The following is a 13,236-nucleotide window of genomic DNA, read 5'->3' on the forward strand; positions in this document are numbered from 1 at the left end:
CCACGCCGCGCAAGTGCTTGGGCTTCCGAACGCCGGCCGAGGTGTTCAGGGCCAACATCCTCGGCCGCGGACACCGACGAGAGAAACTTTCACGGGATCCGAAGTCGCATCTGGGGTAGCGCGTCCAGGGCCGCAGCGATGGTCAGCGACGCTCCTCGTGCCCAGAGAACGACACCGGCAGAAGAGCGCAGCTTCTACGTCACGTCGGCGAAGAGGATGGCCAGGAGAAACCCCCCCAACAGCCCCATGATCGTCTCCTGGGCACCAAGGTTGTGATAAAAGCACCGGACATCAGCGGGATAGCTGATCCGGCGCTTTTTGTATCCACCCCGCCATCCACCTCAGGGCGGATGGCGGGACGCGGACCGCGGCTACCTCTTCAGCCAAGCAGTCGCTTGATCATGGCAGCGACGGCACGCATCTGGACCCCCTCGCGGGTTCTCCATCCCTCGCCGCTGTACCCCCAGAAGTCCCAGCATGCTCTTGGGTTGCCCGCTGACGCGGTGGCCTGCGGGTAGAGAACGACGATCCGGTTGGCGGCTGCCCAGCGATTGTAGCCGGCGTCACGAACAAAATCGTCATGGATCCGGTCTTCCCCCTGAGCATCTGCATTCTGACGGCATCCATGGAAGGCGACATGAAGTCGGCACTCCTCTGATCGGCACACGTCCGGCACGTAGATGTAGCCGACGTCGCTCATCCCGTCTGTTCGACTAGCTTGAAAGAATGGAGTCTGATCGAAGGCTTGCAGGCGGCCCAGATTGTGAGGGTCGGCCGGCCCCTCAAGAGAATCCTCGAAGTACAGGTGGCGCAGCAGGAGCTCGGCAGCGTCGTACCCGCATTCGATCACAAAGGGCAGCGCGTGCGCCGCGCAGTCGGGCGGCACGAACCGGCTCTCGCCGGAAAAGCTGTCCACCGGCATGCCATGGTTTGCGGGGCGCTCCGGATCCCCGGGTTCGACGTGCAAGTCCTCTTCGTCGATGCCAAGGAGGTTGTAGAGACTGGCCAAGCTGCCGGCGACAGCGGCGGGGACCACCTCATCGAGGTCGCCCCGGAATAGCCACACCCGATCGTCGGCAAGGTTGGCGGGATTATCGATCTCACCCGCCCGGTAGGCGGCATCGATCAGCTGCCGGGCGTCCTTCGCCGCTGGGGGCCGGGGCCGGAGACCCCAGAACCGGTCTCCGAAATAGTGTGTACAGGCGACCACAGCCGCAGAGCTGCGATCCAGCTTCGTGAAAGGCCAGAACGGATTTCCGATCACCTCCACGCATGCGTAGGGTCCGCCAGCAAGGACCGCCGCGCCCGCCACGGTTGCCGAGAAGGCGATGTGGAACTGGTGAGCGAAGAACCCGCCCGACGAAAGGCCGGAAACCGACACGGAACCAGAGTCGAGGATCAGATCCGTTGGCAACTGCTGTGAAACTGAAAGGGGCGGCGGATCCGGGATGTCGTCATGGTGCGCTGCGCTGAGACCAGCGCTCACCAGCAGGGCTAGGACGATTGCCGGAAACAGACTGACTTGGCGCATTTCGCCTCACGCGCTGCACTACGTCATCGAGATTACACTGCTGCAGCTGAAGTCGACAGTGCGCGCAAGCTGTTGCTCACGCGGATGGGGCCTCTCGAACGCCGCAGCAGCGCCGGGCCGACAACACGGGCGTGAATGCAATGGCGTCGCGTTCCGGTGGAAGAGAATGCTGGAATCGGGCCAGTTCGCCACCATCGCCGAACTGGCCGAGCGCGAGGGGATCGCGCGCTCCTACATGACGCGTGTGCTGCGCCTGACGCTGCTCGCGCCCGAAATCGTAACACTGTTGGTCACTCCGGGGACCGCTTCATGCGGCTGTGAGCAGCGTGGCTAGCCGGGACTGACGCGTCCGAGCCCGAGGCTGGCTGCGCAGCCATGCGTCGACACGCACCAGGTTCATCGCTGCCGCGGTGAGGACGTGCTGAAGATGGGTCTTGGCCTGTCCGAGATAACGGCAGCGGCGCAAGCCGAAGCGGCGGACGGCCTGCGACAGGGTGCCTTCGATCGGCTCTGTTGATGGCGTGGATGCCCCTCCCGACGGCATCGCAACAATCGCGCCGATTACTGGACCACGGCCGCAATCATGGACGTGAACAACTAGCTTGCCTGCCTTGCCCGCATCGAGCGGCGCAATGCGGCCTGACTCCCTTCCTTCAGCAACGGGGGACACATGGCCCCGCCCCGCGCGGGGTCACTTTTTCGATTAAGAAAAAGCCCCGCCGACCAGCGGGGCATCGCATGGGGGGCCGGCGTCAGCTCTGCGGTATCCGCAGTTTCTGCCCGGGGTAAATCTTGTCCGGGTCGCTCAGCATTGGCTTGTTTGCCTCGAAGATCTCCTGGTAGCGGTTGGCGTCACCCAGGTACTTCCTGGCGATCTTCGACAGGTTATCGCCGGCCTTGACCTCATGGAACACGGGTTCCATCGTCCTGGAGGCGGCGGCATCCTCGGGCAGGTCAGCTTCGACTCGTGCGATGCCTTTGACGTTGCCAACCGCGAGGATCAACTTTTCCATTGTGGCCCGATCCGCGCCCTTGCTGACAACCGTGACCGTGTCACCCTTCAAGTGAAGCCGGACATCGCCCGAGTCCAGCCCCAGTCCTGCCACCTCGGCATTCAGCGCGTCGAGCTTGCGTCTGGTGTCGGCGTCATCGCGGGAAGGAACCGGTTCGGGCGCGGCTTTCGGCGCGGCGTGCGAGGATGCTTGCGGAGCGGCCTGAGGCGTCGCCTGCTTCGGTGCCGTCTGCGGCTCGGCAGCCTGCGCCTCGCCAAAGACCGACTTGCCGGCGTCTTTCACAAAATCCCACAAACTCATCGGTTGTTCCTCTCCCATTTTCCTGCATGGACAAGCCCCCGAGCAGTTTTGGGTTCCAGCGAGGAGTCCGTCCGACACGACCGCGCACCCTGTGTCGCAAGGACCTTGACCCGCAAAGTCACAGCCCCGCAGCTTCATCTCCCCGGGCAGATGCCCGGGAAGATGACCTCTGCAACCCTCACGCGCCGGGCAGGTCCGATGCGCCGTCAAGGAAGAAGCGCACCATGGCCGCCGAGGCGTCGGGCCCGCGCGGATCGGTGTAGGAGCCACTGGGGTGCCCGCCCGACCAGGCGTGCTGCGCGCCATCGATCATCCAGCTCTCGACCCCGTGCGTGCCGTCCTTTCGTTTCGTGACCAGGCGCGTGTACCCGCGGGTTTCTCCCGCGGCGCCGGGCTCGGACCGGGAGGTCTTCCCCCCGCTTCCGCCCTTGCCGGCAATGATCCGTTCGGCATTGGACGGGTGGACCGTGGTGTCGGCGCTGCCGTGGAACACGATCAGCCGCGGCTCCGCCTCCGGCCCACCATGGAGTTTCCTGGAGGCTGCTGGCGCCATCCCCGCCTGCCCGCGCATCACCGCAAAGGCCGAAAGGGCGTCATTGGCCGAGCCGTAGGCAAGGCCCGAGTGGACGCCGATCGCCCCATAGAGCTCCGGATAGGTTTCCCCCATGATCGCCGCCATCGCGCCGCCGGCCGAAAGACCTGCCACGAAGACCCGGTCGGCCGGGATGGCGTACTGGTCGCGCAGGCTCTCGGTCAGGCCGGCGATGATCGCAGGCTCGCCGGTGCCGCGCATCTGGTCGCCCGGCCGGAACCAGTTCCAGCAGGACATGGAGTTGTCGCCGCCGGTCTGCGCCGGATAAACGACAAGCAACCGGTGTTCTTCGGCCAGCGTGTTCATCCCGGTCCCCGCCGCGAAGTCTTCGGGGCTTTGCGTGCAGCCGTGCAGCATCACGATCAGGCCCTGCAGGCCTTCGTCGGCAGTGGACGGAACGTACAGCCGGTAGCGGCGCATGCCTGCCGAGCAGGAATAGCTTTGATCCAAGAACTTGGCGCCTTCCGGCAACGGCAGGTCCGGGGCTTGCAGAGGACGGCCGAGGCCCGGCAGTCCGTCGAGCTTCAGTCCCTTTCCGCCTTCCTGCAAACTGCGGATGACCTCGCCCAATGGCTTGCGCAGCCGATCGGTCCGCGCCGGGAAGATTTCCGAATAGTTCTGGGGCGACAGCAGAATTTCAGGTGCCTGCCCTGCTGCTGCCGGGTCGCCGGCAGCAGCAGGGCCAACCGGGCCCGTCAGACCCGCCAGGGACAGCGCGTTCTGGACAATGGCGGTCACGCCGGCCGGATCACCGGACCGCACGGCGCCGGTCGCGCGGAGGATCTCCGCGACGTAGTCATTGGTGTTCATGGTCTTTGCCTTTCGTGCCGCTCGCAGCGGCTATTTCATTCTCGCGGCCAAGGCGGCCTTGATCTCTCGGCTTGCCTGCAGCGTACCCAGCACCGTCAGCGAGCCGATCGTCTGCAGCGCAAGTTCCGGTGTGACATCGGAGGCGATGCGGATGAGGCCCACGACCTTGACATGAAGTGTTTCGCTTGCAGCCAGAGCGGCCTCCAGTTCGGCCGTCCCCAGTTCCAGCAGGCCGACCTCGAGCCTGTGGCGCTCGATCGAGCGCGACACCTCTTCGGACTGGCTGCGCAACTGGTTGCGGATCGCTGTCCGGATGAAGTCGGTCCGGTTCGAGAAGAAGCCTTCCTGAACCAGCAGATCGATCCGGCCAAGGTCGACATGGCCGAGATTGATGGTGATCTTCTCGGTCTCGGGAAGCCGGTCCCGCAACTGCACCACTTTGTCTGACATTCAGCCAATCTCCATCCATATGGATGGTATATGGATGTATGATCAGGCTTTGCAAGGGCGGAGAATGTGCTGCCTGACCTCAGGCCGATCAATGCATCAGGGTGTGGCCGGGGTCCCTCTGCTCAGGCGAGCGACGAGTAAGCGGCAGAAGCTACCGCATCCGCGGCCTATGGAACTTATCTGCGGCCGGCGCATTGTTGCAGTGCAGCATTCATGCTGCAGGCGCAGCATGGGATCGTCAGAAAGCCAAAGGGACACTCGGGCCACCTGCCCGCCGAAAGCGGCTCCCCTCCGGCTCAACCTCTTCACGTCGCGTGAGGCCTTTCGGGCAAGGCTCCCGAGCCCTGTCAAGGTCACATACGCCCCCCAGCAAGGACCAGAAAAATGACCCCCATCCAGCAACTGATGCAGACCGGCCAGCTCAAGGCCAACGAGATCTTTGCGAAGCTCGCCGAAACTCCTCTGGCGGCCAAGACACGCGATCGGCTGGTCTCCGACCTGAAGGTCGAGTTCGACCGTCAGGCCGAGTTCGAGGAACAGCGTCTCCTTCCGGTGCTGAGAGAGAACAGGGAGACGAAGGACCTCGTAGCCGCGGCGCTGAACGACAGCCAGCAGATGCGCAAGCTCCTCGGCGAGATCGAGCGCAGCCCGAGGGACGGCGAGGCGTTCGGCACCAAGGTCGCCGAGTTCCGGGACCTGTTCCAGCGGCGCTTTCGTGACGACAGGAACCAGATCCTGCCGGCCGTCGTGAAGGCGCTGAGCGATGCGGAGGCCGGCACCGCCGCCAGCAAGACCGAAGGCGGGACAACCGGGATCGCGCCGGCGCGCCGCGCGGGCGGGCGAGAAAACCCGATGGTAGACGCCGCGCGCCAGAGCGGGGAGATCATGAAGGCCGGCATGGATCTGGTGCAACAAGGCGCCCAGGTGGCACGCAGGGCCATGGGAGCCGGCACCGATGCGGCTGGCGGAAGGGACCGGGGGCTTCAGCCCACGGCTGTTCTCGGAGAACTGCAGGAAACGGCCCGCGAGGCGGGCTCTGTCGGCAATTCGATGATGGCGCTGCTCAACGAGCAGGCGCTGCAGGCGCTGCAGGTCCAGACCTCGATGGCGGCCGGGCGCATCCGGACGCTGGCAGAAATGGCCCAGATGCAAAGCTCCTTCATGGCTGGCAGCTTCCAGCGGATGGGGCAGATCAACGACCGCTACCTTGCTTTCCTGCGCGGCTGGAGGACCGTCCCGGCCTTCCCGTCCGCCCGTCGCTGAACGTCGGAACAGCCCTCGGCCGTCCGGGATCGGAGAATCCATGTCGAAGCAATCCAGACCCGCGCGGGATGCCGTTTCCGCGCGCCCTGCCCAGATCATCCCGATCGTCGAAGAGCAGGTCCTTGTCCTCAAGCGCAAGACGCTGACCGAAGGCGTTCGTGTCCGCACGGTGGTGCGCGAGGACGAGGCGCTGATCGACGAGCCCGTCGTCCGCGAGACCGTCGAGGTCGAGCGGGTGCCGCTCGGCCGATGGGTGGATGGCCCGGTTCCGGTGCGGCAGGAGGGCGACATCACGATCGTCACGCTCGTCGAAGAGGTCGTGGTGGTCGAGAAGCGCCTGCGCGCGACCGAGGAGATCCGCATCACCCGGCGCCGGGATGCCGGACAGCATTCCGAGACCGTCACGCTGCGCCATGAGGAAGCCGTCATCGAACGCCTGAACGCCAACGGCGACAGCCACGACCCGGACTGAACGGGCGCTTGCCTGTCCTGTCCGACACGACCCCGAACACCTGCCAATTGGAGAGATACCCATGACAACCGTCATCAACGCCTATGCCGACCAGAAGATCGCCGACATGGCGGTCGCCGCCCTCCGCAAGGAAGGGCTCAGCGACCAGCAGGCCCGCATCCTCGGCGGCGACACCAAGGCGCTTCTGCGCGAGCTTTCCGAGTACGGCTTCGCGGATGCCGACGCCCAAGCCTATGCCACGGCGGTCGAGCAGGGCCAGACGCTGGTCATCGCCAGCATCTCCGAAGAGCGGGCCGACTGGGCACTGTCCATCATGGACCGCATCCTGTCGGACCATGGCAGCCTCAAGGAAAGCAGCGCCGGCTCGGTGCCGATCGTCGAGGAAGAGCTGTCGGTCAGCAAGGCCCGGAGCGCCAACGGCGGTGTCCGCGTGACCTCGCGCGTCGTCGAGACGCCGGTCGAGGAAACCGTCACCCTGACAACCGAGACCGTGGGGGTGAAGCGTCACGCCGCCAATCGCGTGCTGGAGGACGACGAGGCCGCTGCCGTCTTCGAGGAAAAGACCGTCGAGATGATGGGCACCCAGGAAGAGGTCGAGGCGCGCAAGGAAGCCCGGGTCGTGGGCGAGGTCGAGTTGACCAAAGAGGTCGAAGCGCATCAGAAGACCATCAAGGACACGGTCCGCAAGACCGAGGTCGAGGTCGAGGAAGTCGGCGTCCGCGCCACGAAGAAGTAAGACCTGCGTCCCGGCCCGTTTCGGGTGGGTCCCTGATCCTGCAAGGGATCGGGGACCTGAGGCCGAGGTGGGCTTCGGGGGACGCGCAGGCTACGATCCGCAAGACACAGGCCCCGAGGAGACCGCGCGGCCTTCTCGGAAACCTCGTGCGCCGAGATCGCAGCCGTCCCGGCGCGGATCACATGCAGGCGCCGATAACCGAACCGCGGGTGCTTTTCGGCGGTCTGGCGCAACTTCTCGCGCAGCCTGGTGTCGTCCGGGCACCGATACCGAGACCGCGCATTCTACACCGCAAGATCGTTGATCCGAGGGGCTGGTCCTTGCTAGTCTTTCATGTAGATCCTGCCACGCTGGTGGAACTGCCATGACCGGACGGATCTTCATCGAGGCGAATGATGTCGAGCTCTTCGGCCTGCCCTCGGGCGCGCCGCATCTCTACCTCGTCTTCCGCGACAGCAATGGCGAGGAATATGTGATCCGCTCTGGGCCGGAACGTCCGTATCTGCCCTGGTTCGGCGGCATGAAGGTCGAGACCAGCATACCTATCGACGACTCGGCCGATGACCGTAACGGCGACACGCCGGCCGAGCGCTTCAGCACACCGCTCGACTTCCCCGGGCTGACCGACGACTAGGCGTGGGCCATCATGGTCAAGTATGCGCGCATGATCGACAGGGCTGACAATGGCTACGAGGTCTTCGGCGAGAACTCGAATGCCTTCATCGGCGCAATGCTGGCTGCGGCCGGTGGCGATCCCCCGCGATGCTGCCCACAGGCATAAGCCGCAGCGAGGCGCTGGGGGTCGCGAACTATCGCGACATCATGGACGACGTGCCTCCGCCTGCTGACGGCATCGTGCGCGGCACGCCGGGAGCCGACCGGATCAATGGCGGCGCAGATGACGACTGGCTTTTCGGCGAGAAGGGCGACGATGCGCTGCATGGAGAAGCGGGAGCCGACAGGCTTTACGGGATGATCGGCAACGACATCCTGCGGGGCGGGGGTGGAGCCGACCTTCTCGACGGTGGGCCGGGCATAAACACGCTTCTCGGCGGGGCGGACGGCGATGTGTTCCAGTTCATCCAAGCATCTACTGGCCGCATCAGTGACTTCGAGGATGGGGTGGACCGGCTTCGCATCCAGACCAGGGCCGCCGTCGCCTATGAGGATCTTGTCATCACCAGCTTCGGAACCTCGGGCCAGCATACCCGCATTACCTGCGAAAACATCGTGATCGAGTTGCTGAACGTCGAGCGCGCCCTGATCGATGCGCGCGACATGGACCTGCTGTTGGTCTGAAGCTTGAGACCCGTCGGGTTCTTGATCAGGCGCTTTCGTTGAAGGGGAGATCAGGCGCCCTGCGGACCTCCTGCGCCTGCAGCCGCACGTTGCAGGAGACCAGAACGTGGAGGCGCCAGATCGCCGTCGTCAGCCGAAGCCGGTTCGACAGGGCGGACGTGTGCCGCTGCAGCGTTATACCAGCCCCCAGATATCTGCCTGCTGGTACCACGCCTCACCGGACAGCGCCGCCAGTCCGGCGCGTCCCTCGATGACCCGGATCTCCTCGATATCCATGACCCTGAGGCCGAGAGCGGCCAGTGCCTCCCGCGGGTCGCATCCTGTCAGGTCGTCGCCAAGCTCCCGTGCGGTGTCGCTGGCAAGAACGAGCCAGAGCGTGTCAATGCCGCTGCCACCCATGAAGAGGTCGGCGTCGCTCCCCGTTGTCCCGCCGATCAGCTCGGCCTCAGTAAACAGGAACTGGTCCGCGCCGCTGCCGCCCCAGCAGCTGTCGCTGCCCAGGCCGTCGATCAGCACGTCCTGCCCCTGGCCGCCGAAGATCCGGTCCGATCCTGCGCCCCCGGCCAAGACGTCGCGGCCGTGCTGACCGATCAGCAGGTCCTTGCCCGAGCCTCCGGACACAAGGTCATTTCCATGCCCCGACAGGATACTGTCGCGGCCGCTGCCACCAAAGGCGATATCGTTCCCACGCCCGAGACTGATGACGTCGTTCCCCTGCAGCCCCAGCACCAGATCGTCGCCTCTCCCGGTCGCCACGAAGTCCGAACCATCCGTCAGTTGGGTCGGGTCATGCGCGAGCACGAAGACGGTGTAGGCGCCCATGATCCCGTGGGTGGCCGTGGTGGGATGCACCGGGTTCCAGAAGGCCACCTGATCGTCATCATACCGGGCCAGCGCATCGGCAGGCGCGGTCCTGAGCGTGAGCCCCCACGGCGCGATCAGGCCGAAGCCGGAGGGGTCTTCCAGCAGGGCCCGCGTGATCGGCTGGATGTCGAGCAGCCGCACGTCCAGCCCCTGCGCCTGAAGCGTCTCAACCCCCTGCCTCAAGGCGGCAGTATGCGCGGCCGAGAGGGCGTTCGATTGCGCCACCTGCGCGGGACCAAGCGCGCCGATGCCGGGAAAGAACAGCGGCACGGGCAGGGTGGAAATGACGACATCCCGCATGCCGAGGCCGAGCAGGTCAGTCGCAGCCGAGAGCGTGGCCTGGACCGCCGCGGCCACGACGACCGGCCCGTCGGAGGGGTTCGTGATGCCGAGGAAGTCGTTGCTGCCGGCCATGATGAACCCTGTCGTGTCCTCCAACCCGGTGCCTGCCATGTCGGCGGCGAAGCGGTCCACCTGCGCGCCGAGATTGGTGTCCAGATCCAGCCGGGGATCGGTCTGAGGCACAAGCAGTGCGTCCGTGAAGCGCAGCTCGGTGAAAAGGTCCCCCAGGCGCTGGGTGCCTGCCGCTTCGGCGCCGGCCAAGGCATGGTTCCGGCCCTGGGGCACCCCGAGCAGATCGTCGACATACTCGGCCCAGGTGGGCCCGTTGCTGAGCCGGCCATCCGTCCCGACATAGGAGAGGAGGGCGGATTGAGCGACAAGACCCTGGGCCAGTTCGAACAGATTGCCGTTGTCGGTGAGGCTGTCGCCGAAGAAATGGACCGGCCCGGTCACGCGTGAAGAGGCTGAAGCACTCATTGCGGCTGTTCCCTGATATGAGGTTGTTTTCGGGAAACGCAGGATCCTGCCAAAGCTGACAGGATGAGGGTGGCGCCGTGGGGGGAAGAGAACGCATGAACGGCGCTCCACCTGCCTTACTCCGGCAGGCCGATTGTGGGGATCAAGCGACGAGCGTCAATACCCGCCGCTCCGCAGCCGCGCGGACTCCTCCAAGAGGCCCCACAGAGTCACGGAATGCTCGCTGAACAGCGCCGCTGACTCGTCCGGATTGGCACTGTTGCAAAGAGTGGGCTGAGGCTGTTGATTTTCACCCAGAACTGAGCCGGGTTTTCCATCGAGAAGTGAGCCACCTCTGACTATGGATTTCGGGTTATGCTGGGGTCAAGGCCTGGCTGGTCTCCTTCTTCCTTGCTGCCGCAGCCGAACTGGCCTTGAAGCGGAAGCTGTCGTTTCCGGTCTCCAGGATGTGGCAACTGGACAGACCCGCAGCCACTCCCCGCCAGAACCGGCATAGCTTCTCACGCTGCCAAACCGGCGGTCGCCCTGGCGAACATAATTTGCGCCGTGTTGAGCGCTCCGACTTCCGTCGTCCCGTCGTCATCTGCACCTCCAGCAATGGGCTGCTGCTACGACCGGTTGAATCCGCCCCATACACCAGCGAGCAGTTCCAGCGCCTGCTCCACGACCACGGCATCATCTGCTCGATGAGCAGGGCCGGCAACGTTTGGGACAACTCGGCCATGGAGAGCTTCTTCTTTTCGCTGAAGACCGAGCGCACCGCCAGCAAGGTCTACCGCACGCGTGACGCCGCCCGGGCCGATGTGTTCGACTACGTCGAGCGCTTCTACAATCCGCAGCGACGCCATTCGAAGCTGGGATATCTAAGCCCAGTGGCGTTCGAGGCCCGTGCTATGCAAACTTAACCTGGTGTCCACGAAACCGGCAGCAGGCCAATGTCACTCTCCCCCGGTTGAAGCATGATCCTCGGGGGATAGACATGGGATGGCTGGTGATGAGCGAGCGCGAGTTGAACCGGATCGAGGTGCTGTCGGAGGTTGAGACTGGCCGGTTGCGAGCCGAAGACGCCGCCGGCCTGCTCGGCCTGACCCGGCGGCAGGTATTTCGGCTGCTGGCGCGGTTTCGGGCGGATGGCCCGGCCGGGCTGGCCCACCGTGCGCGCGGACGTGCGCCGAACAACGCCCTGTCTGCCCTTCATCGGGAGCAGGTGCTGGCACTCGTTCGGACGCAGTATGCCGATTTCGGTCCGACGCTTGCGGCCGAGAAGCTGGCCGAGCTGCATGACATCCATATCTCGCACGAGACCTTGCGCAAATGGATGATTGCCGACGGATTGTGGCTGTCGCGCAAGCACCGGCGGGTGCTGCACCAGCCGCGGCTGCGGCGCGAGGCCCTGAGCGAGCTGGTCCAGATCGACGGTTCCGAGCACCGCTGGTTCGAGTATCGTGGTCCCGCCTGCACGCTGCTGGGCTTCATCGACGATGCGACCGGCCGGCTCATGCATCTCCGGTTTGTCGCCTCCGAGAGCACTTTCAGCTATTTCAATGCGCTGGAGGGTTACCTTCGGGACCACGGCCGGCCCGTGGCCTTCTATTCGGACAAGCACAGCGTCTTCCGGGTGAACCGCACCGAGGCGCGCAGCGGCCATGGCATGACGCAATTCGGCCGGGCACTGAACGAGCTGAACATCGAAATCCTCTGCGCCAACTCCTCGCAGGCCAAAGGCCGGGTCGAGCGCGCCAATCGCACGCTTCAGGACCGGGTGGTCAAGGAGTTGCGCCTGGCGGGGATCGCGGACATTGAGGCCGGGAATGCGTTCCTGCCGGGCTTCATCGCGGCCTTCAACGCCCGCTTCGCCTGCCTCCCGCGCCGGTCGGACGATCTGCATCGCCCCCTGAACGTCGAGCCGGAGCGGCTCCGCGACATCTTCTGCCTGCGCGACGAACGCCATGTCGGCCAGCAGCTGGCGCTGTCCTACGACAGGAAGCGCATCATTCTCAAACAGAACGACCTGACGCTCGGCCTGGTCGGCACATACGTGGACACCTACGCGTTCCCGGACGGCCGGCTGGAGATCAGGGTCAGGGGCGTGTCCCTGCCTTACCGGATGTTCGACAAGGAGCAGCGCGTCACCCACGCCGCGATCACCGAGAACAAGCGCCTGAACGAGGTGCTGGCCTTCATCCAGACCCAGCAGGACCAGGACCCGCCCAGGGCGCGGCGTGCCGGCAAGCAGCGCACCCGCTATGAGCCCAAGGGCACCGTCGGACCTGGTCGCACACCTCTGCTGGTCAAGGCACGTCGAGCGCAGGTCGAAGCCAGAACGAACTGAACACCAGACGGAGCACTGGATCCGACGGCCGCTCAAGGCAGCCGGTCAGGGCTGCGATGGCGGAGGTCTCCGCCCTGCCTGGCTGCCGGCATCGTGGTGCCCGGTGACATTCCTGCTTTGCCAGCAAGGGTGACATTTCTGGATGGTTGCAACATGGGATAGCGCGTCCAAAGTGGCGGAAGCGGCCGAGGTCACAAACCCAAATGGCCGCTTCCAACTTCAGAAAGATACTCAGCCCGGCGGCCGCAGCCCCAGCACCCGGCCCAGGCGGGAATAGGCCAGCTCGCCGACCAGCCCGCGCCGGAACAGCATCACGCAGATCATGAAGACAAGCCCGGTGATGATGGTGACCGGGAAGGCCGATGTCGCCAGCCGGTTCTGTAGCGCGATCACGATGCCCGCGCCCACGACCGGGCCCAGCAGCGTGCCGATGCCGCCGATCAGCGTCATCAGCACCACCTGCCCTGACATGTGCCAGTCCACGTCGGTCAGGGTGGCGAACTGCATCACCAGAGCCTTCAGCCCGCCGGCCAGTCCCGACAGCGCCGCCGACATCACGAAGGCGCCCAGCTTGTACTGCGCCGTCGCATAGCCCAGCGAAATGGCCCGGTTCTCGTTTTCCCGGATGGCCTTGAGGATCATCCCGAAGGGCGAGTTCACGAAGCGCCAGATCACCAGCAGCCCCAGCACGAAGATGGCCAGCACGAAGTAATACATGGTCATCGTGTCGCTCAGGTCGATGAACCCGAACAGAT

General features: G+C 65.1%; 13 protein-coding genes and 3 pseudogenes. 8 read left to right on the top strand and 8 right to left on the bottom strand.

Translation table 11 applies throughout. From position 1 onward, the window contains the following. Positions 1 to 379: 379 nt before the first annotated feature. Positions 380 to 1,531 carry a poly(3-hydroxybutyrate) depolymerase gene (locus H5395_RS16420; protein ID WP_182793622.1) on the bottom strand — a complete coding sequence of 384 codons (1,152 nt, stop codon included), beginning with the start codon at positions 1,529 to 1,531 and terminating at the stop codon, positions 380 to 382. Positions 1,532 to 1,671: 140 nt separating this feature from the next. On the opposite strand from H5395_RS16420, the pseudogene H5395_RS16425 reads away from it, so the two are divergent. Next, positions 1,672 to 1,865, top strand: a pseudogene (locus tag H5395_RS16425) (hypothetical protein). On the opposite strand, the gene H5395_RS19135 reads toward H5395_RS16425, so the two are convergent. The 4 genes from H5395_RS19135 to H5395_RS16445 form a co-directional block, all read right to left on the bottom strand. Beyond that, positions 1,839 to 2,075: a transposase gene (locus tag H5395_RS19135; RefSeq protein ID WP_370576491.1), complete on the bottom strand. Its 237-nt coding sequence runs from the start codon at positions 2,073 to 2,075 to the stop codon at positions 1,839 to 1,841. The pseudogene H5395_RS16425 and the gene H5395_RS19135 sit on opposite strands and share 27 nt — an antisense overlap. A 208-nt stretch (positions 2,076 to 2,283) precedes the next feature. After that, positions 2,284 to 2,844, bottom strand: a complete 561-nt coding sequence (gene lysM / locus H5395_RS16435) for a peptidoglycan-binding protein LysM (protein WP_182793623.1) — start codon at positions 2,842 to 2,844, stop codon at positions 2,284 to 2,286. 178 nt (positions 2,845 to 3,022) lie between these two features. Further along, a complete protein-coding gene (locus H5395_RS16440; RefSeq protein WP_182793624.1) occupies positions 3,023 to 4,246 on the bottom strand; it encodes a PHB depolymerase family esterase in 1,224 nt (407 codons plus the stop codon). 30 nt (positions 4,247 to 4,276) lie between these two features. Further along, positions 4,277 to 4,696 (bottom strand): CopG family transcriptional regulator, encoded by a 420-nt coding sequence (locus H5395_RS16445; protein WP_182793625.1) that lies wholly within the window; start codon positions 4,694 to 4,696, stop codon positions 4,277 to 4,279. A 384-nt stretch (positions 4,697 to 5,080) separates the two neighbouring features. Between H5395_RS16445 and H5395_RS16450 the strand changes: the two genes are divergently transcribed. The 5 genes from H5395_RS16450 to H5395_RS16470 all read left to right on the top strand — a co-directional run bounded on the left by H5395_RS16450 (position 5,081) and on the right by H5395_RS16470 (position 8,466). After that, positions 5,081 to 5,959, top strand: coding sequence for a hemerythrin domain-containing protein (locus H5395_RS16450; RefSeq protein ID WP_182793626.1), 879 nt, complete (start codon positions 5,081 to 5,083; stop codon positions 5,957 to 5,959). A gap of 40 nt (positions 5,960 to 5,999) precedes the next feature. Next, positions 6,000 to 6,431, top strand: coding sequence for a YsnF/AvaK domain-containing protein (locus H5395_RS16455; RefSeq protein ID WP_182793627.1), 432 nt, complete (start codon positions 6,000 to 6,002; stop codon positions 6,429 to 6,431). A 61-nt stretch (positions 6,432 to 6,492) separates the two neighbouring features. Continuing rightward, on the top strand, positions 6,493 to 7,167 hold the full coding sequence (locus tag H5395_RS19140) for a YsnF/AvaK domain-containing protein (RefSeq protein WP_182793628.1): 675 nt from the start codon (positions 6,493 to 6,495) through the stop codon (positions 7,165 to 7,167). A 364-nt stretch (positions 7,168 to 7,531) separates the two neighbouring features. Next, the gene (locus tag H5395_RS16465; protein ID WP_182793629.1) at positions 7,532 to 7,801 is read left to right on the top strand and encodes a hypothetical protein; all 270 of its coding nucleotides are present in this window, start codon (positions 7,532 to 7,534) and stop codon (positions 7,799 to 7,801) included. 128 nt (positions 7,802 to 7,929) lie between these two features. Beyond that, the gene (locus tag H5395_RS16470; RefSeq protein WP_182793630.1) at positions 7,930 to 8,466 is read left to right on the top strand and encodes a hypothetical protein; all 537 of its coding nucleotides are present in this window, start codon (positions 7,930 to 7,932) and stop codon (positions 8,464 to 8,466) included. 174 nt (positions 8,467 to 8,640) lie between these two features. Here H5395_RS16470 and H5395_RS16475 read toward each other — a convergent pair whose 3' ends face one another. Both H5395_RS16475 and H5395_RS19595 read right to left on the bottom strand, forming a co-directional pair. Next, on the bottom strand, positions 8,641 to 10,149 hold the full coding sequence (locus H5395_RS16475) for an SGNH/GDSL hydrolase family protein (protein WP_182793631.1): 1,509 nt from the start codon (positions 10,147 to 10,149) through the stop codon (positions 8,641 to 8,643). 352 nt (positions 10,150 to 10,501) lie between these two features. Beyond that, positions 10,502 to 10,603, bottom strand: a pseudogene (locus H5395_RS19595) (ATP-binding protein); the annotation flags it as partial. Positions 10,604 to 10,778: 175 nt separating this feature from the next. On the opposite strand from H5395_RS19595, the pseudogene H5395_RS16480 reads away from it, so the two are divergent. Then, a pseudogene (locus H5395_RS16480) lies at positions 10,779 to 11,054 on the top strand (IS3 family transposase); the annotation flags it as partial. A 74-nt stretch (positions 11,055 to 11,128) separates the two neighbouring features. After that, entirely contained in the window at positions 11,129 to 12,481 is a 1,353-nt protein-coding gene (locus H5395_RS16485; RefSeq protein WP_182793632.1) for an ISNCY family transposase, read from the top strand. Between the two features lie 231 nt (positions 12,482 to 12,712). On the opposite strand, the gene H5395_RS16490 is transcribed toward H5395_RS16485, so the two are convergent. Continuing rightward, positions 12,713 to 13,236, bottom strand: a 524-nt coding sequence (locus H5395_RS16490; protein ID WP_182793633.1) for a branched-chain amino acid ABC transporter permease, incomplete at its 5' end; no start/stop codon positions are given.

This window comes from Paracoccus sp. MC1854 (assembly GCF_014164635.1).
Classification (GTDB): Bacteria; Pseudomonadota; Alphaproteobacteria; order Rhodobacterales; family Rhodobacteraceae; genus Paracoccus.

Bases quoted from the DNA above. Each gene is read 5' to 3' on its own strand.
- H5395_RS16450 (WP_182793626.1), top strand. From the start codon at position 5,081: ATGACCCCCATCCAGCAACTGATGCAGACCGGCCAGCTCAAGGCCAAC.
- H5395_RS16420 (WP_182793622.1), bottom strand. From the start codon at position 1,531: ATGCGCCAAGTCAGTCTGTTTCCGGCAATCGTCCTAGCCCTGCTGGTG.
- H5395_RS16465 (WP_182793629.1), top strand. From the start codon at position 7,532: ATGACCGGACGGATCTTCATCGAGGCGAATGATGTCGAGCTCTTCGGC.
- H5395_RS19140 (WP_182793628.1), top strand. From the start codon at position 6,493: ATGACAACCGTCATCAACGCCTATGCCGACCAGAAGATCGCCGACATG.
- H5395_RS16445 (WP_182793625.1), bottom strand. From the start codon at position 4,696: ATGTCAGACAAAGTGGTGCAGTTGCGGGACCGGCTTCCCGAGACCGAG.
- H5395_RS16485 (WP_182793632.1), top strand. From the start codon at position 11,129: ATGGGATGGCTGGTGATGAGCGAGCGCGAGTTGAACCGGATCGAGGTG.
- H5395_RS16455 (WP_182793627.1), top strand. From the start codon at position 6,000: ATGTCGAAGCAATCCAGACCCGCGCGGGATGCCGTTTCCGCGCGCCCT.
- H5395_RS19135 (WP_370576491.1), bottom strand. From the start codon at position 2,075: ATGCCGTCGGGAGGGGCATCCACGCCATCAACAGAGCCGATCGAAGGC.
- lysM (WP_182793623.1), bottom strand. From the start codon at position 2,844: ATGAGTTTGTGGGATTTTGTGAAAGACGCCGGCAAGTCGGTCTTTGGC.
- H5395_RS16440 (WP_182793624.1), bottom strand. From the start codon at position 4,246: ATGAACACCAATGACTACGTCGCGGAGATCCTCCGCGCGACCGGCGCC.
- H5395_RS16475 (WP_182793631.1), bottom strand. From the start codon at position 10,149: ATGAGTGCTTCAGCCTCTTCACGCGTGACCGGGCCGGTCCATTTCTTC.
- H5395_RS16470 (WP_182793630.1), top strand. From the start codon at position 7,930: ATGCTGCCCACAGGCATAAGCCGCAGCGAGGCGCTGGGGGTCGCGAAC.